This window comes from Bradyrhizobium sp. USDA 4503, assembly GCF_054055815.1.
In genome coordinates, this window is record NZ_JBSRXS010000001.1 from 2,303,014 (window position 1) to 2,321,718 (window position 18,705).

Annotated in this window: 16 protein-coding genes and 1 tRNA gene; 12 read left to right on the top strand and 5 right to left on the bottom strand. The window is 61.4% G+C overall.

The window, feature by feature from the left end; genetic code table 11:
• The first annotated feature begins 21 nt into the window (after positions 1–21).
• From tssB to ACVMIH_RS11300, 8 genes are all read left to right on the top strand, one after another.
• Positions 22–549, top strand: coding sequence for a type VI secretion system contractile sheath small subunit (gene tssB / locus ACVMIH_RS11265; RefSeq protein ID WP_057019595.1), 528 nt, complete (start codon positions 22–24; stop codon positions 547–549).
• 17 nt (positions 550–566) lie between these two features.
• A complete protein-coding gene (gene tssC / locus ACVMIH_RS11270) occupies positions 567–2,069 on the top strand; it encodes a type VI secretion system contractile sheath large subunit (RefSeq protein ID WP_057019596.1) in 1,503 nt (500 codons plus the stop codon).
• A gap of 52 nt (positions 2,070–2,121) precedes the next feature.
• Positions 2,122–2,607, top strand: coding sequence for an Hcp family type VI secretion system effector (locus ACVMIH_RS11275; protein ID WP_016843423.1), 486 nt, complete (start codon positions 2,122–2,124; stop codon positions 2,605–2,607).
• 68 nt (positions 2,608–2,675) lie between these two features.
• Entirely contained in the window at positions 2,676–3,224 is a 549-nt protein-coding gene (tssE, locus tag ACVMIH_RS11280; protein ID WP_456861708.1) for a type VI secretion system baseplate subunit TssE, read from the top strand.
• Between the two features lies 1 nt (position 3,225).
• Positions 3,226–5,193: a type VI secretion system baseplate subunit TssF gene (gene tssF / locus ACVMIH_RS11285; RefSeq protein ID WP_168858784.1), complete on the top strand. Its 1,968-nt coding sequence runs from the start codon at positions 3,226–3,228 to the stop codon at positions 5,191–5,193.
• Positions 5,157–6,221, top strand: a complete 1,065-nt coding sequence (gene tssG, locus ACVMIH_RS11290) for a type VI secretion system baseplate subunit TssG (RefSeq protein WP_316397690.1) — start codon at positions 5,157–5,159, stop codon at positions 6,219–6,221. The genes tssF and tssG overlap by 37 nt, the downstream gene beginning before the upstream one ends.
• Before the next feature lie 96 nt (positions 6,222–6,317).
• On the top strand, positions 6,318–8,954 hold the full coding sequence (gene tssH, locus ACVMIH_RS11295) for a type VI secretion system ATPase TssH (RefSeq protein ID WP_076831492.1): 2,637 nt from the start codon (positions 6,318–6,320) through the stop codon (positions 8,952–8,954).
• Positions 8,955–8,959: 5 nt separating this feature from the next.
• The gene (locus ACVMIH_RS11300) at positions 8,960–10,546 is read left to right on the top strand and encodes a methyltransferase regulatory domain-containing protein (protein WP_456861711.1); all 1,587 of its coding nucleotides are present in this window, start codon (positions 8,960–8,962) and stop codon (positions 10,544–10,546) included.
• A 56-nt stretch (positions 10,547–10,602) separates the two neighbouring features.
• Here the strand turns inward: ACVMIH_RS11300 and ACVMIH_RS11305 are convergent, their stop codons facing one another.
• Positions 10,603–11,232, bottom strand: coding sequence for a hypothetical protein (locus tag ACVMIH_RS11305; RefSeq protein ID WP_057019601.1), 630 nt, complete (start codon positions 11,230–11,232; stop codon positions 10,603–10,605).
• Between the two features lie 129 nt (positions 11,233–11,361).
• Between ACVMIH_RS11305 and ACVMIH_RS11310 the strand changes: the two genes are divergently transcribed.
• The 3 genes from ACVMIH_RS11310 (at position 11,362) to ACVMIH_RS11320 (ending at position 14,862) form a co-directional block, all read left to right on the top strand.
• Entirely contained in the window at positions 11,362–12,240 is an 879-nt protein-coding gene (locus tag ACVMIH_RS11310; RefSeq protein ID WP_057019602.1) for a hypothetical protein, read from the top strand.
• Between the two features lie 90 nt (positions 12,241–12,330).
• Positions 12,331–13,452, top strand: coding sequence for a type II toxin-antitoxin system VapC family toxin (locus ACVMIH_RS11315; RefSeq protein WP_229189337.1), 1,122 nt, complete (start codon positions 12,331–12,333; stop codon positions 13,450–13,452).
• Between the two features lie 27 nt (positions 13,453–13,479).
• Complete coding sequence (locus ACVMIH_RS11320) at positions 13,480–14,862, top strand: hypothetical protein (protein ID WP_168858780.1); 1,383 nt, start codon at positions 13,480–13,482, stop codon at positions 14,860–14,862.
• Positions 14,863–14,879: 17 nt separating this feature from the next.
• Here ACVMIH_RS11320 and ACVMIH_RS11325 read toward each other — a convergent pair whose 3' ends face one another.
• Both ACVMIH_RS11325 and ACVMIH_RS11330 read right to left on the bottom strand, forming a co-directional pair.
• Entirely contained in the window at positions 14,880–15,815 is a 936-nt protein-coding gene (locus tag ACVMIH_RS11325; protein WP_456861713.1) for a hypothetical protein, read from the bottom strand.
• A gap of 469 nt (positions 15,816–16,284) precedes the next feature.
• Positions 16,285–16,358, bottom strand: a tRNA-Gly gene (locus ACVMIH_RS11330).
• Positions 16,359–16,849: 491 nt separating this feature from the next.
• On the opposite strand from ACVMIH_RS11330, the gene ACVMIH_RS11335 reads away from it, so the two are divergent.
• Positions 16,850–17,236, top strand: coding sequence for a YciI family protein (locus ACVMIH_RS11335; RefSeq protein ID WP_076831500.1), 387 nt, complete (start codon positions 16,850–16,852; stop codon positions 17,234–17,236).
• A 73-nt stretch (positions 17,237–17,309) separates the two neighbouring features.
• On the opposite strand, the gene ACVMIH_RS11340 is transcribed toward ACVMIH_RS11335, so the two are convergent.
• Positions 17,310–17,717, bottom strand: coding sequence for a hypothetical protein (locus ACVMIH_RS11340; protein ID WP_026192921.1), 408 nt, complete (start codon positions 17,715–17,717; stop codon positions 17,310–17,312).
• A gap of 87 nt (positions 17,718–17,804) precedes the next feature.
• Positions 17,805–18,602, bottom strand: coding sequence for a lytic murein transglycosylase (locus tag ACVMIH_RS11345; RefSeq protein ID WP_038383190.1), 798 nt, complete (start codon positions 18,600–18,602; stop codon positions 17,805–17,807).
• Between the last annotated feature and the right edge of the window lie 103 nt (positions 18,603–18,705).

Consider the following 18,705-nt stretch of genomic DNA (forward strand, 5'->3'; position numbering starts at 1 on the left):
TTTTGTGAAGAGGGCAACCCAATGGCAACCGACAGCGGTCAAAAATTCATTCGCCGAAACCGCGCACCGCGCGTGCACATCACTTACGAAGATCCCTACGACGCCGAGCGGCTGATCGAACTGCCGTTCGTCATGGGCGTCCTGTCCGATCTTTCCGGCAACAACCCCGGCATCGAGAAGACGAAGGTCGAGGAGCGCAAGTTCCTCGAGTTCGACATGGACAATTTCGACAACCGCATGGCGGCGATCCAGCCCGGCGTGACGGCGCGCGTCGCCAACCGTCTCAGCGACGGGTCCGACGAAAAGATCTCCGTCAACCTGCGCTTCAACAAGATATCCGACTTCACGCCGGTGGCGGTCGCCCGCCAGGTGCCGGCGACGGCCAAGCTGCTCGAAGCGCGTGAACAGCTCGCCAACCTGCTGCGCTACATGGATGGCAAGGTGGGTGCCGAGGACCAGCTGAAGAAGCTCCTCGCCGATCCTCAACTGATGGCCGCACTGCGCGAGCGCGCGACCGGCCAGTCCACCGAATCCGACAGCAACAGCTAAGGGAAGGAATGGGGACCATGGCAAAAGAAGCAATCCACAAAGAGACCACCGCCAAGGTCGGGACCGTCGAGGCTGACGAGTTCGCCGCCCTGCTGAAGCAAAGCTTCAAGCCGCGCACCGAACGTGCGGCGACCGAAGTCGAGAACGCGGTGTCCACGCTCGTTCAGGAAGCGCTGAAAGATACGAGCGTCATCAAGTCGGACGTGCTCGACACCATCGAGGAGATGATCGCGCGGATCGATCAGAAGCTGACCGCGCAGATGAACGAGATCCTGCACGCGCCCGAATTCCAGGCGATCGAAAGTGCCTGGCGCGGCCTCCACTACCTCGTCTTCAACTCCGAGACCGACGCCAACCTCAAGATCCGGGTGATGAACGTCTCCAAGAACGAGCTGTATCGGAACCTGCGCCTCTATCCCGATGCGCGCTGGGACCAGAGCCCGCTGTTCAAGCAGATCTACGAGTACGAATTTGGCCAGTTGGGCGGCGAGCCGTTCGGCTGCCTGATCGGCGACTACTATTTCAGCCACCTACCCACCGACGTGCAGTTGCTCCGCGATCTCAGCAAGATCGCCGGCGCCGCGCACGCCCCCTTCTTCAGCGGCGCCGAGCCTACGCTGATGGGAATGGACTCGTGGACCGAACTGTCCAACCCTCGCGACATCGGCAAGGTGTTCGACACGCCGGAATACGCCGCATGGAAGGGACTGCGCGATCAGGACGACTCGCGCTATCTCGGTCTGTGCATGCCGCGCGCACTGGGCCGCCTCCCCTACGGCGCCAAATCGGAGCCGGTGGAAGAGTTCGCCTTCGAAGAGGAGACGGACGGGCACACCGGTGACAAATACGGCTGGATCAACGCCGCCTATGCGATGGCGGTCAACATCAACCGCGCCTTCAAGGAGTTCGGCTGGTGCACGCGCATCCGCGGCGTCCAGTCCGGCGGCGAGGTCATCAACCTGCCGACGCATACGTTCCCGACCGACGACGGTGGCGTCGACCTGAAATGCCCGACCGAGATCGCCATCAGCGATCGTCGCGAGCACGAGCTTGCAAAGGCGGGACTGATCCCGCTGATCCATCGCAAGAACACCGACAAGGCCGCCTTCATCGGCGCCCAGTCGCTCTATAAGCCGAAGAAGTATTTCGGCGACAAGGGCGTGGATGCAACCGCGTCCGACAACCTGTCGTCACGCCTGCCCTACATGTTCGCAGTATCCCGCTTTGCGCATTATCTGAAGTGCATGGTTCGCGACAAGATCGGATCCATGAAGGAAAAGGATGAGCTGACGGTCTGGCTGCAGACCTGGATCAACGAATACGTTGATGCCAATCCGGCCTTGTCGTCAGAAGCTCAGAAAGCGCGCAAGCCGCTGGCCGCTGCGAAGGTTGAGGTCATAGCAAACGAGGAGAACCCGGGATATTACAACGCGCGCTTCTTTCTCCGTCCACACTTTCAACTGGAAGCGATGGACGTCGGTCTCAGTCTCGTTTCGCGCCTGCCAGGCCCGAGCTCCTGACGCCGCGCTATTGCAACCGTCACTCATCAGAGAATTTTGAAAGGGCTATGCTATGGCTGTCGACATCTTTTTGAAACTCGATCCGATCAAGGGCGAGTCGCTCGACGACAAACACAAGGACGAAATCGACATTTTGAGCTGGTCGTTCGGCGAGAGCCAAAGCGGCACGTTCCACAGCGGGTCGGGCGGCGGCGCCGGCAAGGTCGCGGTTCAAGACCTCCACTTCACGCACTTCGTGGACAAGGCGACACCCGAGCTTTTCAAGGTCTGCGCCAATGGAAAGCACATCGACAGCGCCATCCTCACGGTACGCAAGGCCGGTGAACACCCGCTCGAATATCTCAAGATCGAGATGAAGCACGTTCTGGTTTCCAGCGTCTCGACGGGCGGATCGCACGGCGAGGATCGCCTCACCGAAAACGTCAGCCTGAACTTCCAGAAGGTCAAAATGACCTACAAGACCCAGACCGAAAAAGGCGGCGCCGGCGCGTCTCCGGTGTTCGGATGGGACGTTGCGGCCAACAAGGAATGGGCCTGATCGCAGGCTTCCTGCCCGGCGCCGGTTGCCAATAGCGGCAATCGGCGCGGGAGGTACGGGGACCGTCAATGACCATTACGCCAAGGAAGGACCGGCTCTCTCCGCCATTGATGCTGGCCTTTCGTGCGGCGCATGACGCGCGCGATGCCCGCAAACCACTCGAACTGCGCGATCAGTTCGGTGAGCGAGTGATAGCGGGACGGCGCAGCGCTGGTCGTTTCCCGATCTCGGAGACGCTGCTAAGGCGCGAGGTTTCGCAGGACGTCGAAACACTCCTCAATACCATTGCCCTCGAATCGACGCTTGACCTGACCGGTCGCGGTTGCGTCCGCACCTCGATCCTGAACTATGGTTTCCCCGATATCGCAAACCGCTCGATCGACGAAGTTACCGACGAGGAGCTCAGCGATGCCCTGCGCATGTCGCTCACGACCTACGAGCCGAGACTCGATCGCAAGTCCATCCGGGTGCGGCGCGACACCTCCGTGGGCGCCGAGCAGCTCAAGCTGCGCTTCGTCGTGCATTCCGACCTGAAATGCGAACCGCTCAACGTACCCGTGGAATTCGTCGCAGACGTCGACCTCGACAGCGGCGATATACAGATCAACCGATTATAGCATGAACCGCGAATTCCTCGACTTCTACAATCGTGAACTGTCGCTGCTGTACGAGCACGCGGAGGGTTTTGCCGAGGAATATCCTGGTATCGCCGAGCGCCTCGGCGGTCTGGTCCGCGACCGCTCGGATCCGATGATCTCAGGCCTGCTGGAGGGCGCTGCATTTCTCGCCGCGCGTGTCCAGCTCAAGCTCAAGCACGAGTTTCCGGAATTCACCGCGAACCTGCTTGAGCAGTTGGTTCCGAATTATCTCGCGCCGACTCCGTCCGCCATGCTGGTCAAGATTCAGCCGACCTACGCCGATCCGGCGTTGCGCGACGGCAAGAAGATTGCGCGGGGCGCCTATTTCGACGCGAACTATCGCGAAAGGGAACGCAGCCTCGCCTGCCGGTTCCGGCTTTGCCGCGATATCGTGCTTTGGCCTTTTGACGTCACCGGCGCCGAATATTTTGCGACCGCGGGCGCGTTGCAGGCCCTCGGGATTCCAGTCGGCGGAGAGGTCATCGCCGGGCTCAGGGTCTCCTTGACACACCGTACCGCCGCGCGGCTCGACGAGGAGCCGGCGGACGCGGAGACTCGCAACAAGCCGGAGACCTGGTTCGCTGGTTGCCGCACCAGCGAACTGCCCATCTATCTGACCGGCGCCGAGTCGGACGCCATCGCACTTTACGAACAACTGACCTCGAACTGCGTCGGGCTCTATTTTCGCTATCTCGACGATTTCGGCGATCCGGTCGTCATCCGGGCTCCGAACGACTGTGTGCAGCAAGTCGGCTTCAGCGAGAACGAATCCCTGTTTCCGAACGACAACCGGGTCTTTCGCGGGTCGGAGTTGTTGCGGGAATATTTCGTGTTTCCGCGCAAGTTCCTCGGCGTCAATCTGACGCAACTTCGCGCTGTGATGCCGCGGTTACGCAGCAAATCCATCGATATCGTCTTCGCGTTCGATGAACACAACTCGCGTCTCGCCGCCTCGGTCCGGGCGGATACGTTCAGTCTCTACACCGCCCCGGCGATCAACCTGTTCGAAAAGACCAGTGATCGCATCCCGATCAAGTCGAACACCTACGAATACCACGTGGTGCCCGACCGAAGCCGCTACCTCGAATACGAGCCGCACCAGGTGCTGGAGGTTTACGCGCACTTTCCGGCGGAAAAGGACAAGCGGCGCGTGCGTCCGCTGTACTCCGCCGCCGTCGACAGGACGGCCGGATCGGTCGAGGGACTTTATTACACGGTTCGTCGGCTGCCGCGGCGGCGCACCGTCGAAGAGAAGACCTATGGCGCGGCCTCGGACTATACCGGGACGGACATGTTCCTCTCGCTGCTCGAGCCCGGCGACCCGAGCGGCGACGGATCCGCCGCCGAGCTGAGCGTCCGCGCGCTGTGCTCCAACCGGCATCTCACGGAACATCTGCCGGTCGGCCAGGGCGGAGCCGACTTTCGCCTGCTGGACGACACCTCGCTCGAGCTGATGTGCATCGCCGGCCCCACCCGACCACGCGAGCCGGTGGTGGCGCAGTTGCGCAGCCGCAGCGAAATCGCCAATAGCGGCGTCGTCAGCTGGCGCCTGATCAACATGCTGAGTTTGAACTATCTCGGCCTCGTGGAACGCAGCGGCGGCAAGAACGCCGGAGCACTGCGGGAGATGCTGTCATTGTTCGCCGACCAGTTCGACGACGCGACGGAGCGAAAGATTCGTGGCGTGCGCAGCGTCGAGAGCAGGCCCGTGGTGCGGCGGGTGCGTGAGCGTACCGGCAGCGGCGCGGCGCGCGGCCTGGAGATCACGGTCACGCTTGACGAGAAGGCATTCGAGGGCAGCGGCGTGTTCCTGCTCGGAGCTGTGCTGGAACGCTTCTTCGCCGACTATTCAGGCTTCAACACCTTCACCCAGACCGTCATCTCGACCCCGGAGCGCGGCGAGATCATGCGTTGGCCGGCCCGCATGGGCACCCGGAGGCCGCTGTGACGCTGATCGACCAGATGAAGGCCGAGCCCTGGCGGTTCGATTTCTTTCAGACGCTCCGCCAGCTCGAGCGATGCAATCCGGATCGACCGCGGATCGGCGACAATGCAGCGCGTCGCGAGGAGTTTGTCGACCTCGGTCAAACCCCCTATCTGGAATTTCCCGCCTCCAATCTGAGCTCGGTCGACGATCGTGATGGCAGGCTCAAAATTCTGGTCAAATTCCTCGGCCTGCTCGGACCGCAGGGCGCGCTGCCGCTGGCTACCACCGATGAGAGCGTCGGCTGGCAGTTGATGCGGGACGACGCTTTCCCCCGTTTTCTCGACCTGCTGAACGGACGCTTTCTGCAGTTGTTCTTTCGAGCCTGGGCAGACGCACGGCCGATCGCCCAGCATGATCGGCCATCCGACGACCGCTTCATCGCTTATGTCGGCTCCTTCGCCGGCCTCGGCTCCGATATTTTTGCCAATCGGGATACCGTGCCTGACATGGCGAAGCTGAGCTTCGCCGGGCTGGTTTCACCGAGAGCGAAATCCGCATCACGACTGGCGCGGCTGCTGCAAGGGCTGTTCGATGTCAGGGTCGAGATCGACGAGTTCGTCGGCACGTGGCTCCCATTCGACCCAAGCCATTGCAGCCGGCTCGGCGGGACGCACGCCAAGCTTGGTCACGACGCGCTCCTGGGCTCGCGTGTGTTCAGCGTCGAAGACAAGATCAGGGTTCGCGTGTTCGTGAAGGATTTTGCTCAATACGAGCAGTTCCTGCCCACCGAAGCGCCGAACCTGTCCGAGCCCCTGGCTGACGCCGTCTACTTCTACATCGGCGACGAACTCGAGTGGGAGGTGGAACTTGCCATTCCGGCGGGAGCGGTTGTCCCGATGAAGCTCGGGCAGAGCGGACGCCTTGGATGGACCAGCTGGGTTTCGCCGAACTGGGCCTCGACCGAGGAGTATCGGCGCGATGCACGCTTTCACCTTGCCGAGCGTCTCAGAGCCCGGCGCAACGCTGCGACTGATCAGCAGCCGATTTGAACCTAAGGATCGCTCCGATTGTCCTAACATCATGGGAGTTCGAGCCGATTTCCGCGACGACCCGGCATCGTCCGGGATTGAGCAGGAGGCGCCATCGTGACCGATATCAGCCTTGAGGCCGTGACTGGCAAACTGAACCGGGCCGGCTACGATGCCTTCATACAGGCCCTGCGCCACGCCAAGAGCGTCAGCAACCGTAACGTGGAGCTTGCGCACTGGCTGTTTCACATCCTGCAACAGGAGCGGACCGACCTCAGCCTGTCGGTGGATCACTACAAGCTCGACCGCGCGCGGCTGCTGTCGGACCTCGCAGGCGTCATCAACGGTTTCCGCAAGAACGAAACCGACATGCCGGGCGTCGCCAATTCGGTCATCGATATTCTCGACCGTGGCTGGCACTACGCCACGCTGTTCTTCGGCGAGACCCAGATCCGCACCGGACATCTCCTAGTCGCCGGATTGAAATCGAACGAGATCCGTCGTGCGCTCAACAACATCTCGCAGGAATTCGCCAAGATAAATGTCGACGCATTGGCTGCGGAGCACCGCGCCATCTGGGCAGGCTCCGAGGAGGAGACCATGCGTCCGATGGACGGCTCCGGATTGGCCGGTGCCGGTACTGACGGTACGGACCGGGCGAATCCCAAGGGGACGACGCCGCTCGACCGGTTCTCCCAGGATCTGACCGCCAAGGCCAGATCGGGCCAGATGGACCCGATCCTCGGTCGAGACGACGAAATCCGCCAATTGATCGACGTGCTGATGCGCCGGAGGCAAAACAATCCGATCCTCACCGGCGAGGCCGGCGTCGGCAAGACCGCCGTGGTCGAGGGATTTGCCCAGCGCATTGCCGCCGGCGAGGTGCCGCCGCCGCTGCGCAACGTCAGGCTCTGCGCGCTGGATATCGGCCTGATGCAGGCCGGTGCCTCGATGAAGGGCGAGTTCGAGCAGCGCCTGCGCTCGGTGATCGACGAGGTACAGAACTCGCCTACCCCGATTATCCTGTTCATCGACGAAGCGCACACGCTGATCGGGGCCGGTGGCGCCGCCGGCACCGGCGATGCGGCCAATCTCCTCAAGCCTCCCCTCGCTCGCGGCACGCTGCGGACCATCGCCGCCACCACCTGGGCAGAGTATCGCCAATACATCGAAAAGGACCCCGCACTCACACGGCGCTTTCAGCCGATCCAGGTCGATGAGCCGGATGTCGAGACCTGTTGCATCATGCTGCGCGGTCTCCTGGGCCCGATGGAGAAGCACCACGGCGTTCGCATCTCGGACGCCGCGATCGTGACCGCGGTCAACCTGTCGCATCGCTACATTCCGTCCCGACAGCTGCCGGACAAGGCGGTCAGCCTGCTGGACACAGCTTCAGCACGGGTAGCCATCAGTCAAAGCGCGACGCCGGCCCTGATCGAGGACGCTCGCGTCGCGATCGCGGCCCGCGAGGCCGAACGATCGGCGCTGGTCAGCGACGGCGATCTCGGGGACGAGAACAGCGAGCGCATCACCACAATCGACGGCGACATCGCGACGCTGAAGGCCAAGCTGTCCGGCCTGGAGGCCGACTGGGCCAAGGAACAGGAGCTCGTCAAGGACATCCGCAGCATTCGCGAAATCCTCTCCGAGAACGGCGACGAAGATCGAGCGACGAAGCGCGTCGAGTTGCGCGGCAAGTTCGAGACACTGGAAGGCATCAATCCGGAAAAGCGGATGATCTATGCCCATGTCGACCAGCAGTCGGTCGCCTCTGTCGTGTCCGACTGGACCGGTATCCCGACCGGCAGAATGATGCGCGACGAGATCGAAACCGTCCTGAAGCTACCCGAAATTCTCAATCGACGCGTGGTCGGCCAGTCCCACGGGCTGACGATGATTGCGAAACGAATCGAGACCAGCCGCGCCAAGTTGGACAACCCGTCCAAGCCGATTGGCGTTTTCATGCTGGCCGGACCGTCCGGCGTGGGCAAGACAGAAACCGCCCTCGCGCTTGCCGAAACCCTTTATGGCGGCGAGCAGAACATGATCACGATCAACATGTCGGAGTTCCAGGAGGCGCATACGGTCTCGACCTTGAAGGGCGCACCTCCGGGTTACGTCGGCTATGGTGAAGGCGGCCGGCTCACCGAAGCGGTCCGGCGCAAGCCCTACAGCGTTATCCTGCTCGACGAGGTGGAGAAGGCCCATCCCGACGTCCATGAGATCTTCTTCCAGGTGTTCGACAAGGGAGTCATGGAGGACGGCAACGGTCGGCGAATCGATTTCAAGAACACATTGATCATTCTGACCACGAACGTCGGCACCGATCTCATCATGAGCCTGGCGCGCGATCCGAAGTATCGCAACGAGCCGGAAGAACTCGCCAGGCTGCTGCGGCCGGAATTGCTGAAGGTGTTCCCTGCCGCGTTGCTTGGGCGCATCGTCTCGATCCCCTACTTTCCGCTTTCGGACGAGATGCTTGCCGGCATCGTCAGATTGCAGCTCGACCGGATCGGACAGCGCCTCCGCGATAATCACAAGGCTGTCTTCGGCTACGACGATGCAGTCGTCGAGCACATCGTATCCCGCTGCAACGATCCGGACTCCGGCGGGCGGATGATCGACAACATCATCACCAACACGTTGCTGCCCGAACTGTCGCGTGAATTCCTCAGCAAGTCTCTCGCCAAGGAGGAGGTCAAGCAGACGCGCGTCTCGATCGTGAACGACAAGTTTGCATATTCGTGGAACTGACTGCGATGAACATCCAGACCGAGCACCGCCAGCCGACCACCGGCACCACACCATACGATGAGGTGTATTATCCCGGGCATGTCTACGGGCTCACTCACCCGAACCATCTGGCAACGATCGCTACGGTCTACGGCATGCAGCCGGCTCCGGTCGAGCGCTGCAGGGTCCTGGAGCTCGGCTGCGGCGTTGGCGGCAATCTGTTGCCGATGGCTTTTCAATATCCGGACAGCGAGTTCATCGGTATCGACCTGAGCGGCGTTACGATCGAACGCGGACAGCGGAACATCGCCGCGTTGGGCTTGGGCAACATCAGGCTTCTGCATTGCGACATCATGGATGTCGACGCTGCCTTCGGACAGTTCGACTACATCATCGCCCATGGCGTGTATTCATGGGTACCACCGATCGTGCGCGAGAAGATGATGTCCATCTTCAAACGGAATTTGGCGCCACAGGGGCTCTGCTACGTCAGTTACAACGCGCACCCGTTCTCGCATCTTCGCGACATGGTCCGCGACATGATGCGCTACCACACCCGGCGCATCACCGGGATGAAGGAGAAAGTGGGACAAGCTCGCGCCATCGTGAAATTTCTCAGCGAAGGATCGAAGTCCAGCTCGGTGCACGGTACAGTCATGCGCGACCAGTGCAACCGCGTGCTCAAGGCTCCGGACGAGTTGCTTTTTCACGACGATCTCGATTCTGGCGCGACGGCGTTCCTGCTGCACGAAGTCGTCGAAGACGCCGGCCGACATGGGCTGCAATATCTGAGCGACGCCGATTTCTCACGACGCTATCTTGCCGGCTACACCGAAGAGGTCCGCGCCACGCTGCAGCGCTTTCCCGAAAGCGAGTTCATGGCGCGCGATCAGTATCAGGACTTCATCGACGGCAACGGGTTTCGGCGTACGTTGCTCTGCCACGAAGGCATCTCCCTTGACCGCAAGGTCGATCTCGACTTCATCACCGCCTTCTATCTGCTGAGCACCACCAGCCCACGTCGCCCCGACGCCTGCCTGACCGACGATTCCGAGATGGAATTTGAAAATCAGGACGGCAGCCGAATCACCGTGACCAATCCGCTCCTGAAGGCCGCACATCTTTGTCTCGGCCGGGCCTGGCCGCGCGCACTCTCGTTCACTGAACTGCTCGATGGCGCCCGGACGCTGCTGGAAGGCCGGCAAACAGCCGATGACCAACGGATATTGACGGAAGCGCTCTATATCCTGGCCTGCAGCGGCGAGGTCTCCTTTCTGAAATCACGGCCGTTTCTCGTGAAAGAAGTCACGGATTGTCCGCAGGCGAGTCTGCTCGCCCGCAGACAGGCGCAGAGCGGCCCGCTGGTCACCAATCTGCTTCACCAAACCGTGCAGTTGGAGGACGACAGGACGCGCCACTTTCTGCAACTGCTCGACGGCTCCCGGACGATCGAGCAAATCACAGCCGAAATGACTGAAATCTTCGGACCGACCATCCAGGTCAAGCAATTGGATGATGCCGGGCAGCCCGCCGAGCCGTTGCTGCTGTCAACCCGGCAAAGCGTTGACCGTTCGCTGGCGACGGTCGGCAAACTGGGTTTGCTGGTGGCCTGAGGACGGGCGGCAAGGAGCCGGCCCGTCATTTTGTGGAGCGGACGCCCCACGTCCCATCAGCCGTCGTGGGTGTATTGTTGGCCGAGCAGCCACCCGGTGAGAATGCCGCCGGGTCCGCTGGCATAGACCGCACTAAGGCCGACACCGGCGCGCAACATCCGCCATTCATGCTCGCCGACCCAGGGAATGCCGGGATCACCCTTCTGATATTGCGACAGCAACGTTCGGGCGACTTCCGCGGCATTGGCGTAGATCGGGCCGTTCGCCCAGCGGGGTCGCGGCAGGCCCGTCATGCGGCAGTAGAGCGCGGTACAGACATAGGCGGACGCCTCCTCCGCATTGCCGTCAAGGCCGGTACGCAGCAGATCGTAAGCCGCATGCAATGCCTCGTGGACGATATAGGCTTCGTCCATTCGCCCCGTCGCCGACACGACCTCCAGCGTATTCGCCGCGACGACCGTACCGTCCGCCCGGGTCCGCGCGACGTCGTTATATTGTGCCGCAACATTTGCCGCGAGGTCCGTCGGAACTCTGACGCTGACCTGTCCCAACCGGATCGCGCGAGCGACGTGATGGAACGTTTGCGGTGCAATCGTCACGTGGCTGCCACGGATCGGAAACCGGAAGCGAATGCGTGCGACCGCCGGGCCATTGAGTACGTCTAGCACCCTGCTCCGAAGTGACATCGGATCGTCCTTGCTGTTGACACTGCTCCACGAATGGTGGTCGGCGTTTCCGGTTAGGAGGTTCAGTTGAACCCGGCCCCGGCCGGATCAGACAAATCGGGGACTGGCTTTCACTCGGAGGGCAGCCCCGTGACGACCACCGACCCGACCACGACCGACACTTACCGCAAGATCGCGGCGCGGCTGACCATGCTCCGGCCGCAGATCGATCTGTCGAAATATTTCGCGGGGCCGAATCCCAATGTCCGCCTCTATGACGAGAAGGCCTATATCCGACGCCAATTGGAGAAGTATGGCGTCGCGGCCGCGACGAGCACGCTCGACGGCGTCACGTTCCTGCCCAAGGACTGGGAAGACCTTATCAAGACGCTGCGCATTGCCAAGACGTCGGACGGATTCGACGCCTTCGCCGAAGGCAAAAGCCCGGAGAAGCCGTCGCATTGGGCCCTCGATCTGTCGATGGCAGCCACAATCGGCAAGGGATTCCGGGAGATCTGGCGCCCAAAACTATCCGACCGGCCGCTCTCGACGCGAGACCTTCCGGGCCGGCACGGCTTCGGGCTCGGGCGCGGCCGCGGGCAATGGAGCGACGACTATAGCGCGCAGTTCGGCAAGGACCCGCAGCCGCAGGACATCACGTCGCTGCATTTCGCGGTAGCGCCGGACCGGGTCAATGTTCACATCGACGAGACCGGCTTCGTGTTTGAGGGCGCAGACGGCGCCCTCACGGTCGGACCGAATTTCGGCCACCACGCCGTCAATGAACTGTTCTGGAAGAGCAATCCTCACCTGCCGCGCTGGGCGATCGATCACATCGACCTGATCCTGCCGAACAGCGCCAACGATTTTTCGCGATTTGGCGTTTCGGTCGACCTGTATCAACGCAAGGACTTGCGCGTCACCGTCACCGGCTCCTGCGGCATTTTCGGAGGATTCGAGTGCTCGGGAACGTTAAGCGTCAGTGGAACGCATGATCTGCTTGGCTCCAAGCCGAAAGGCGCGCGCTGACGATCGCATGTCTGCGATCGAGGGTGCGGCAGAGCCGCTTGAACCGGCGCTTCAGCAGACGCGACTGAGGGATAGGCTCGCCGACGCAAAATGCGTCCTACAGTTTATGCCAATGGTGTTGTTGCAATGGCGCCCTTAAAGCCCCCCGTCTGGCTCGATACCAATATTCTTATAGACATACAGAACGGGCAAAGAGCTGCGGCGAGCACCGCCGAGAAAGCGCTCAGCCGACGCTTCGAGAATGAAATTCTCAATCTGGCCAAGGACGGTCACGAGGTTCTGATCTCACCGCGGGTCAAGTTTGAATTTCTAAAGGGAGCGCGTGCTCAGTCCGGCGAAAAATTGCTCACTGACTTGCGGATCGTCGAAGACAAAATGATGACCCAGGTGCCCCGCGCGCAAGTTTGGAAGTGGGGCAATGAGGGTTTGAATCACGGGCTTTCCGCGTTCGATTCCGATGTTGTTGCCCAGGTCAGGGCAGGCGGAGTGGCTCGCGGCATCAAGAATCCGGTGTTGCTGACCAGGGACAGCGGAGGAACGCTCATTGCGATGCGCAGGAGAGGCGTTCAAGCGCTCGACTTCCGGGCACCGGAGGTGAGATTGAAGGTCCCGCGGAACACACCGACCCCGCCAGAGGTCCCGCCGCCGCCGGCAGGCTCCGTCGCTGGCGAAGGATTTTGGAGCGCGGCCAAGGCCGGCTTCAAGGCGGGTTTAAAGGAGGCTTTCAAGGCCGAGAACATCGCTGCGATGATCCCCGATCTGGTCCTTATGGTGGCTGACAAGGTCGCGGCCCGAGAGGCACTCAAGAACATTCAAGTCAAGTTCATCAAGGAGGGGTTTGCAAAGGGCGTTGCAGCGGGCGTCATGGGTTGGTCCGAGGAGGAAGTTGCATCAAATCTGATGAACCGCATCACCGCGTTCAGAGTTCAAGGTCTGGAAGACCCTGCTGGCATCCTGACGCGCGCGACCATTCTGCAAGTGGCCGAAGCGTACGAAAACTATGCGGTGGTGATTGGATTTCAGTTCAGCTCTGCCAAGGACCTGAAATGGAAACGCGAGATGGTCGCCAAGGGCTCCAAGATTCTGCATCAGTATGGATACTATTTCGGAACCGATCCGCAGGCGCTATTTGAGTACGAGTTCATCGACAAGCTAGCGTGGACGCTTCAGCCGACCACCAATGCGATAGTTGAGCCCGCAATCCGCCACTGAAAACGATCATATTGCTGGTGATTGCTCATGCCGCAATTGAAAGACAAAGTAGGACGGTTTGCCGCCACGGGTCGCAGCTGCCAAAACTGGAAGCAGGACCAGGAACTGGTCATCTCGCTGCTCAACAAGATCGCCATTTCCGACGGAGGAGCCGAGACCACGCTCAAACCGCAAATGGTCGTGACGGGTCACGCCAGCGACAGCCTCTACAACTCGATCCTGTATTTCCAGCAGAAGAACTTCCCGGGCACGCCGGACGGCTATATCCGGCCTGGTGGGCCAACCTTCACTCGGCTCGTTGATCTCGCGACCAAGGCAGCCGCCAAGCCTCCTCCTCCCAAGGGTCAATGGGACGGGATCGCGACGCCATCCGTCGATGCCGCACTTCGCAAGGGTCTGCTCGACGATTCCAAGCTGGACTATGGGGAAGTCGTCGACATTATCAGGGCGACCGTCACGGATGGCATGGTCACCGCATTCGAGCTGGACGACCTGACCACTATTGCAAACACCTCCAGAACGCTTTCTCCGACTTCGAAGAAGCTCATCACGCTCTTCGTCGGCGACGAAAAGAAGAAGTGGCTCGGGGTTGGACCGTACGACCTCAACTCGGATCAAAAGAAGCTCGCCGCGGAGATGGTCTGCGATTTCCTCAAGAACACGAGGACCACATTCTTTCCGAAGCTCGACCCGCACCGCGTCGGGATAGGCATTCTCAGGCGAATTGCGAAGCCGAGCCTCATAGATCAGGATCAAGCGAGCATGTGCGGCCCCTCCGCGCTGATGTTCAGCTACGCATCCGACAAGCCGGGGCAATATGCGCGGTTCGCCATCGATCTGTATCAGAAGGGGCAGGCGAACCTCGGCCGCCTGCTGATCAAGCCGGGAAAGGACGTGAAAAACTACACGCCGCCCTACTCGCTGGACCACGTCGATTGGCTGACTTGCGCCTCCATTCGCGACTCGGAAAATTGGTTCCTCGATTTTGACGACACCGGCAGAATAAGCGACGTCGCGGGGATCACCTTGCCGAGCGAAATGGAGCAATGGTTCCGCAAGGCCGGATACCAGGACGTACGCGAGGAGACCAATCTGAAATTCAGCAAAGGCATCGACAGCGTCAACGAAGCCAACGCCCTGCTCGCCAGTGGATACCGCGTATGCCTGTTCATAAGCGCCAACATGATCGAATATGACGACCAGTCGGATGAAGGCTCGGTGTTGACGCGGCACTGGGTCGTCTTGCGTGACAGGATACAAGTGTCGAACGGAAACGTGACGACAACGATCTTCACATGGGGCAAAGGAGATTACGCGATCCCGCATCCGGGCAAGGGTGGCGCTCAGAAGCCTCTCTCGATTGGGGACTTCCTTATGAATTATTACGGGTACATTGCTGCCAAAGCGTGAGTGGAGAACAAGCGCTCTCACCACGCGTTGAGGTCGGTGACGAGTTGCTTGTCCAGGGACAAGCTTTCCATGCCGCTGGAAAGCAAAATGCCGCTTCGATTATGGTGCCCACTGCCGGGAATGTTCCGCTTGTGGTGCAGGAAGTGACCGACCTCGTGCGCCATGACGCCAACGAACGCCTCGCCATAGTCGAACACGGGTGGATTGCCCTGATCGACAACCACGAAGACCTGCTCGTCGGGCAGATACTCTCCAGCCGCCTCGTTATCCATTGCGTCATAGTCGCCGACGAGAAAGCACGTGAGATCGGCGCCGCGCACCTTGAACGGGACGATCTCCTTGCGGAAAACATCCCGCGAGATTTTTGGCCCCAGGGCTTTCCGGACCGTCATCCAAGTCGCCTCTGCCGGGGTGAAGAAGATATTTGCCTGAGCCCCGAACGTCCAGTTCAGCTTGGTGAGGAACCAGGGCACGTCGTCCGGCGTCCATTTCGTGGCGTTGATCAGATTGCCAGATTGATCGAGGTACTTGAGGAATTTGAACGCGATCGTGAAATCCTTGCGCGGCAGAATGGCGACATCCAACTTGATGCTTGTGCTGCCGCGTACGGCTTTAAGCTCGGGAATGCCTTTATCCTTGGGCGAGACCTTGAGGCCGCGCGCAGGGCCGTCCGGCCGTGCAGTGGCATACAGCGCTGTACGCAGACGCAGCAACTGGTCGTCGCGCTCCTGGCCTTTTTGCTCCCTGAAGCGGGTCTTGATGTATTCCTGAGCGACACGTTCGACGTCATCGAGCCGCACATCCTCGACCAGTAATCGATTGCGATCATACGACAGGCCAACGTCCTTGCTGTCGCGGAGGCAGACCAGGTTGAAGCCTCCCCGAGGAACGATCATGAAATTTTGCGCAGCGTACACACCCGAATTCTGCAGGAACTGAACGAAGCTCGGCATGGCTCCCCCCACCCCTCCTAATCCACGGACGGGATCTCGCCCGGTCCATCGCGCCGAGCATATCCATCCGGGATCGCGTCCGGTTGAGCGCGCAAGATAGCGGAAATTGGCCTTGCGAGGCAGTTGATTTCGCTTGGTGTCGTTAAGCAGCAAGGGCGAATGCCGACACAAGCCGAGCGGATTTCGAAGAAGATCTTTCCGGCTGGGGGCTTGCGCCCTGAGCTGACCTTCACGCCGTTTGGGGACCACCGAGGCGAGCACGTCCGGCCCCACAAGAACGCGACTGATGAAGAACGGCCAATGGTCATCGACCAAAGCGATGGCGCACGACCTTCATCATGACGACGAGGCCAAGCACGCACAGATCAAGCGGCGCAAGCAGGCGGCCAGAAAGTGAACGTTTGTCGGAATGGATTCGGCGCTGTTGTCGGAACGGAAATCAAATATTCCGATAAGTACCTCAAATTATTGGAGCGGGTGAAGGGAATCGAACCCTCGTATTCAGCTTGGAAGGCTGCTGCTCTACCATTGAGCTACACCCGCATCTCGGGTTCACCTAACACGGCCGGGCGGCGGCCTCAACTGCCCCGGCGTGCGTTCTGTTCTCCGGTAAACGAAACCATTTCGCCGCAATCCGGCCGGTTTTCCGGCGCGGCCGGGCCGGAGGCGGCCTTAACAGCGGCGGATTCGGCACCTATATTGGAAGTCCCATCAACAAAGAAAGGAGGTGATCTAGTGTCTTGTCTCAAGCGCTGTCACCTCGCTGGGATCGCCCGCTAGGCCCTGAGCAATCAGCCTGGCATCGGGGCGCTCTCAGCCCTGGACCAGCGAGACATCAATATCGGGGGCGCGGCGGAGCTCATCCGCCGCGCCTTTTTGCTGTTTTGGCCTGCGCGATTCGCCGCCGCCATGCCGGCCGCCGGGATACCTTGTCGCAACACAGAAACCGTCCGATCCGCTACAGATGAAATGTCGGCTCGGATCGCCGCGGGACGTCCTTGGGCCAGTCGCATCAGAAATAAGGAGCACATCAGATGCTTTATGCCATCCTGGCCTATCACGTCGAAGCCGAGGTCAAATCGTGGAACGCCGAGGAGGACGCTGCCGTGATGACGGGTCTGCGCGAGGTCCATCAACGGCTGAAGGGCAAGCTCGGTCCGGCTGCGCGGCTCGGCGATACCCGCAATGCCAGCACGCTGCGTGGGCCCGGCCACGGCATGGTTATCGACGGGCCGTTCTCCGAAACCAAGGAGCAATTGCTCGGCTTCTACGTGATCGATTGCACCGATGAGGCGGAGGCGATCGCCGCGGCGCGCGACCTGCGCAGCGTCAACCCGTCGGCGGTCTACGAGATCCGCGCGCTGAAGCTCTACATCCCCGGCGCGCCATTTCCGGAGACCGCGGGCCCGCGAGACGCGTAGCGCGTGTCCCCGCGCAAACGGCCTTGGCGCTTGTCGCGAGGGAAAACCGCTTCGCACGTTTCCGGATCATGCCTTAGCGGCTGGAGCGCTTCGGCAGCTTCGGGAGTTTGCTCGGGTCGAACTTCGGCAGCGGCAGATCCGGCGGCGGCTCGGGTGCCACCTCCTGGCTCGGAATCAGCGTCACCTCGAAGGCGAGATCGGGCACAGCATCTGCCCTGCCCGTGCAGGTCGCGATCGCGCCGGTCCAGATGCCCTCGAGCCGCACCACGAGGTCGTCGGTGCCGAACACGGTCGTGCCGTCTCTGGAGTGCCGCTGCGTGGTGAGCACGGCGGAGAAGCGCTCGCCGTCGACCTCATAGGTGCCGCTGTAGAGCATGACCGCGTCGCTGCCCCACAGCCTGCCATCGGCGACGTGCACGATGCCGGTGCCGTCCGCAAGCGACGTTCGAAACCACGCCGCGTAGGTGCCATTCTTGAGCATGGAGCCGGTCTCCATCTGCTCCCGTTTCACAGCGCACGATCTGGGCACCGCTGCGTTAACAGGCGATGAAGGAACTCACGCCTGCGCTCATTGGCCGTCGATCTGTCGTCCCATGATGGCGATCGCCTTCTGGTAGACGCCTGCCGCGTTCCACGCCTCGATCGCGGCGAAGTTGGGTTCCCCGGGCTGATAGCCGGCACCGGCGCGCCAGCCATGGGCGCGCAGGAAGTTCGCCGTCGAGCTCAGCGCGTTGGCCGCGACGTCGAGATTGCCGGTGCCGTAGGCGAGGACGTTCTTCGGCATGAACTGGGTCTGGCCGATCTCGCCATGCATCGAGCCGCGCGTGCTCCCGGACAAAGTGCCGCGGTCGACGAGCTTCAGCGCCGCATAGAGCTGGTCGGTGAAGAACTCCGGACGGCGGCAGTCATAGGCAAGCGTTGCGATCGAGGACAGCATGTTCTGGTTGCCGCGCTGGCTGCCAAAACCGCTCTCCATGCCCCAGATCGCGATCAACGGTCCCGGCGGCACGCCATAGCGCTGCTGGATCGAGGCGAACAGCGCCGCCTGCGACTGCTTTAGCGATCGGCCACGCGCCACGATGGTTGCAGATCCCCGCTTGGCCATGAACTGCTCGAGCGACAGGCCGAAGCTGCGCTGGCCGCGATCCGCGGCAATCGTCGCACTGGCGTAATGGGTCTGCATCAGCGCGGCGATCGCGGTGGCGCCGATGCCCTTGGCGCTCGCCTCGCCCGAGAACTGCTGCTTCCAGGCTTCGAACCCGCCGGGCCCGTTGCCGCACTGCGCCGCGTTCGCCTCAGCCCCCAGCGTTGCAACCATCACGACGATGGCGAGCGCCGACGTCGCAACCTGCCAGCCCCTGATCATCCGAAACCTCCTCCGCAAATATGCCGCCGCCCTCGCGGGCGCGGCGCTGACGATGGCCGGATGGACATGACCCGGCGATGAACGGCCCGCCTCAGATTCGGCC

Coding starts and splice junctions, on each gene's coding strand:
- ACVMIH_RS11335 (WP_076831500.1), top strand. CDS start 16,850: ATGCTTTATGCCATCCTGGCCTATCACGTCGAAGCCGAGGTCAAATCG.
- ACVMIH_RS11300 (WP_456861711.1), top strand. CDS start 8,960: ATGAACATCCAGACCGAGCACCGCCAGCCGACCACCGGCACCACACCA.
- ACVMIH_RS11345 (WP_038383190.1), bottom strand. CDS start 18,602: ATGATCAGGGGCTGGCAGGTTGCGACGTCGGCGCTCGCCATCGTCGTG.
- tssE (WP_456861708.1), top strand. CDS start 2,676: ATGACCATTACGCCAAGGAAGGACCGGCTCTCTCCGCCATTGATGCTG.
- ACVMIH_RS11325 (WP_456861713.1), bottom strand. CDS start 15,815: ATGCCGAGCTTCGTTCAGTTCCTGCAGAATTCGGGTGTGTACGCTGCG.
- ACVMIH_RS11275 (WP_016843423.1), top strand. CDS start 2,122: ATGGCTGTCGACATCTTTTTGAAACTCGATCCGATCAAGGGCGAGTCG.
- ACVMIH_RS11320 (WP_168858780.1), top strand. CDS start 13,480: ATGCCGCAATTGAAAGACAAAGTAGGACGGTTTGCCGCCACGGGTCGC.
- tssC (WP_057019596.1), top strand. CDS start 567: ATGGCAAAAGAAGCAATCCACAAAGAGACCACCGCCAAGGTCGGGACC.
- tssF (WP_168858784.1), top strand. CDS start 3,226: ATGAACCGCGAATTCCTCGACTTCTACAATCGTGAACTGTCGCTGCTG.
- ACVMIH_RS11340 (WP_026192921.1), bottom strand. CDS start 17,717: ATGCTCAAGAATGGCACCTACGCGGCGTGGTTTCGAACGTCGCTTGCG.
- ACVMIH_RS11315 (WP_229189337.1), top strand. CDS start 12,331: ATGCGTCCTACAGTTTATGCCAATGGTGTTGTTGCAATGGCGCCCTTA.
- tssB (WP_057019595.1), top strand. CDS start 22: ATGGCAACCGACAGCGGTCAAAAATTCATTCGCCGAAACCGCGCACCG.
- ACVMIH_RS11305 (WP_057019601.1), bottom strand. CDS start 11,232: ATGTCACTTCGGAGCAGGGTGCTAGACGTACTCAATGGCCCGGCGGTC.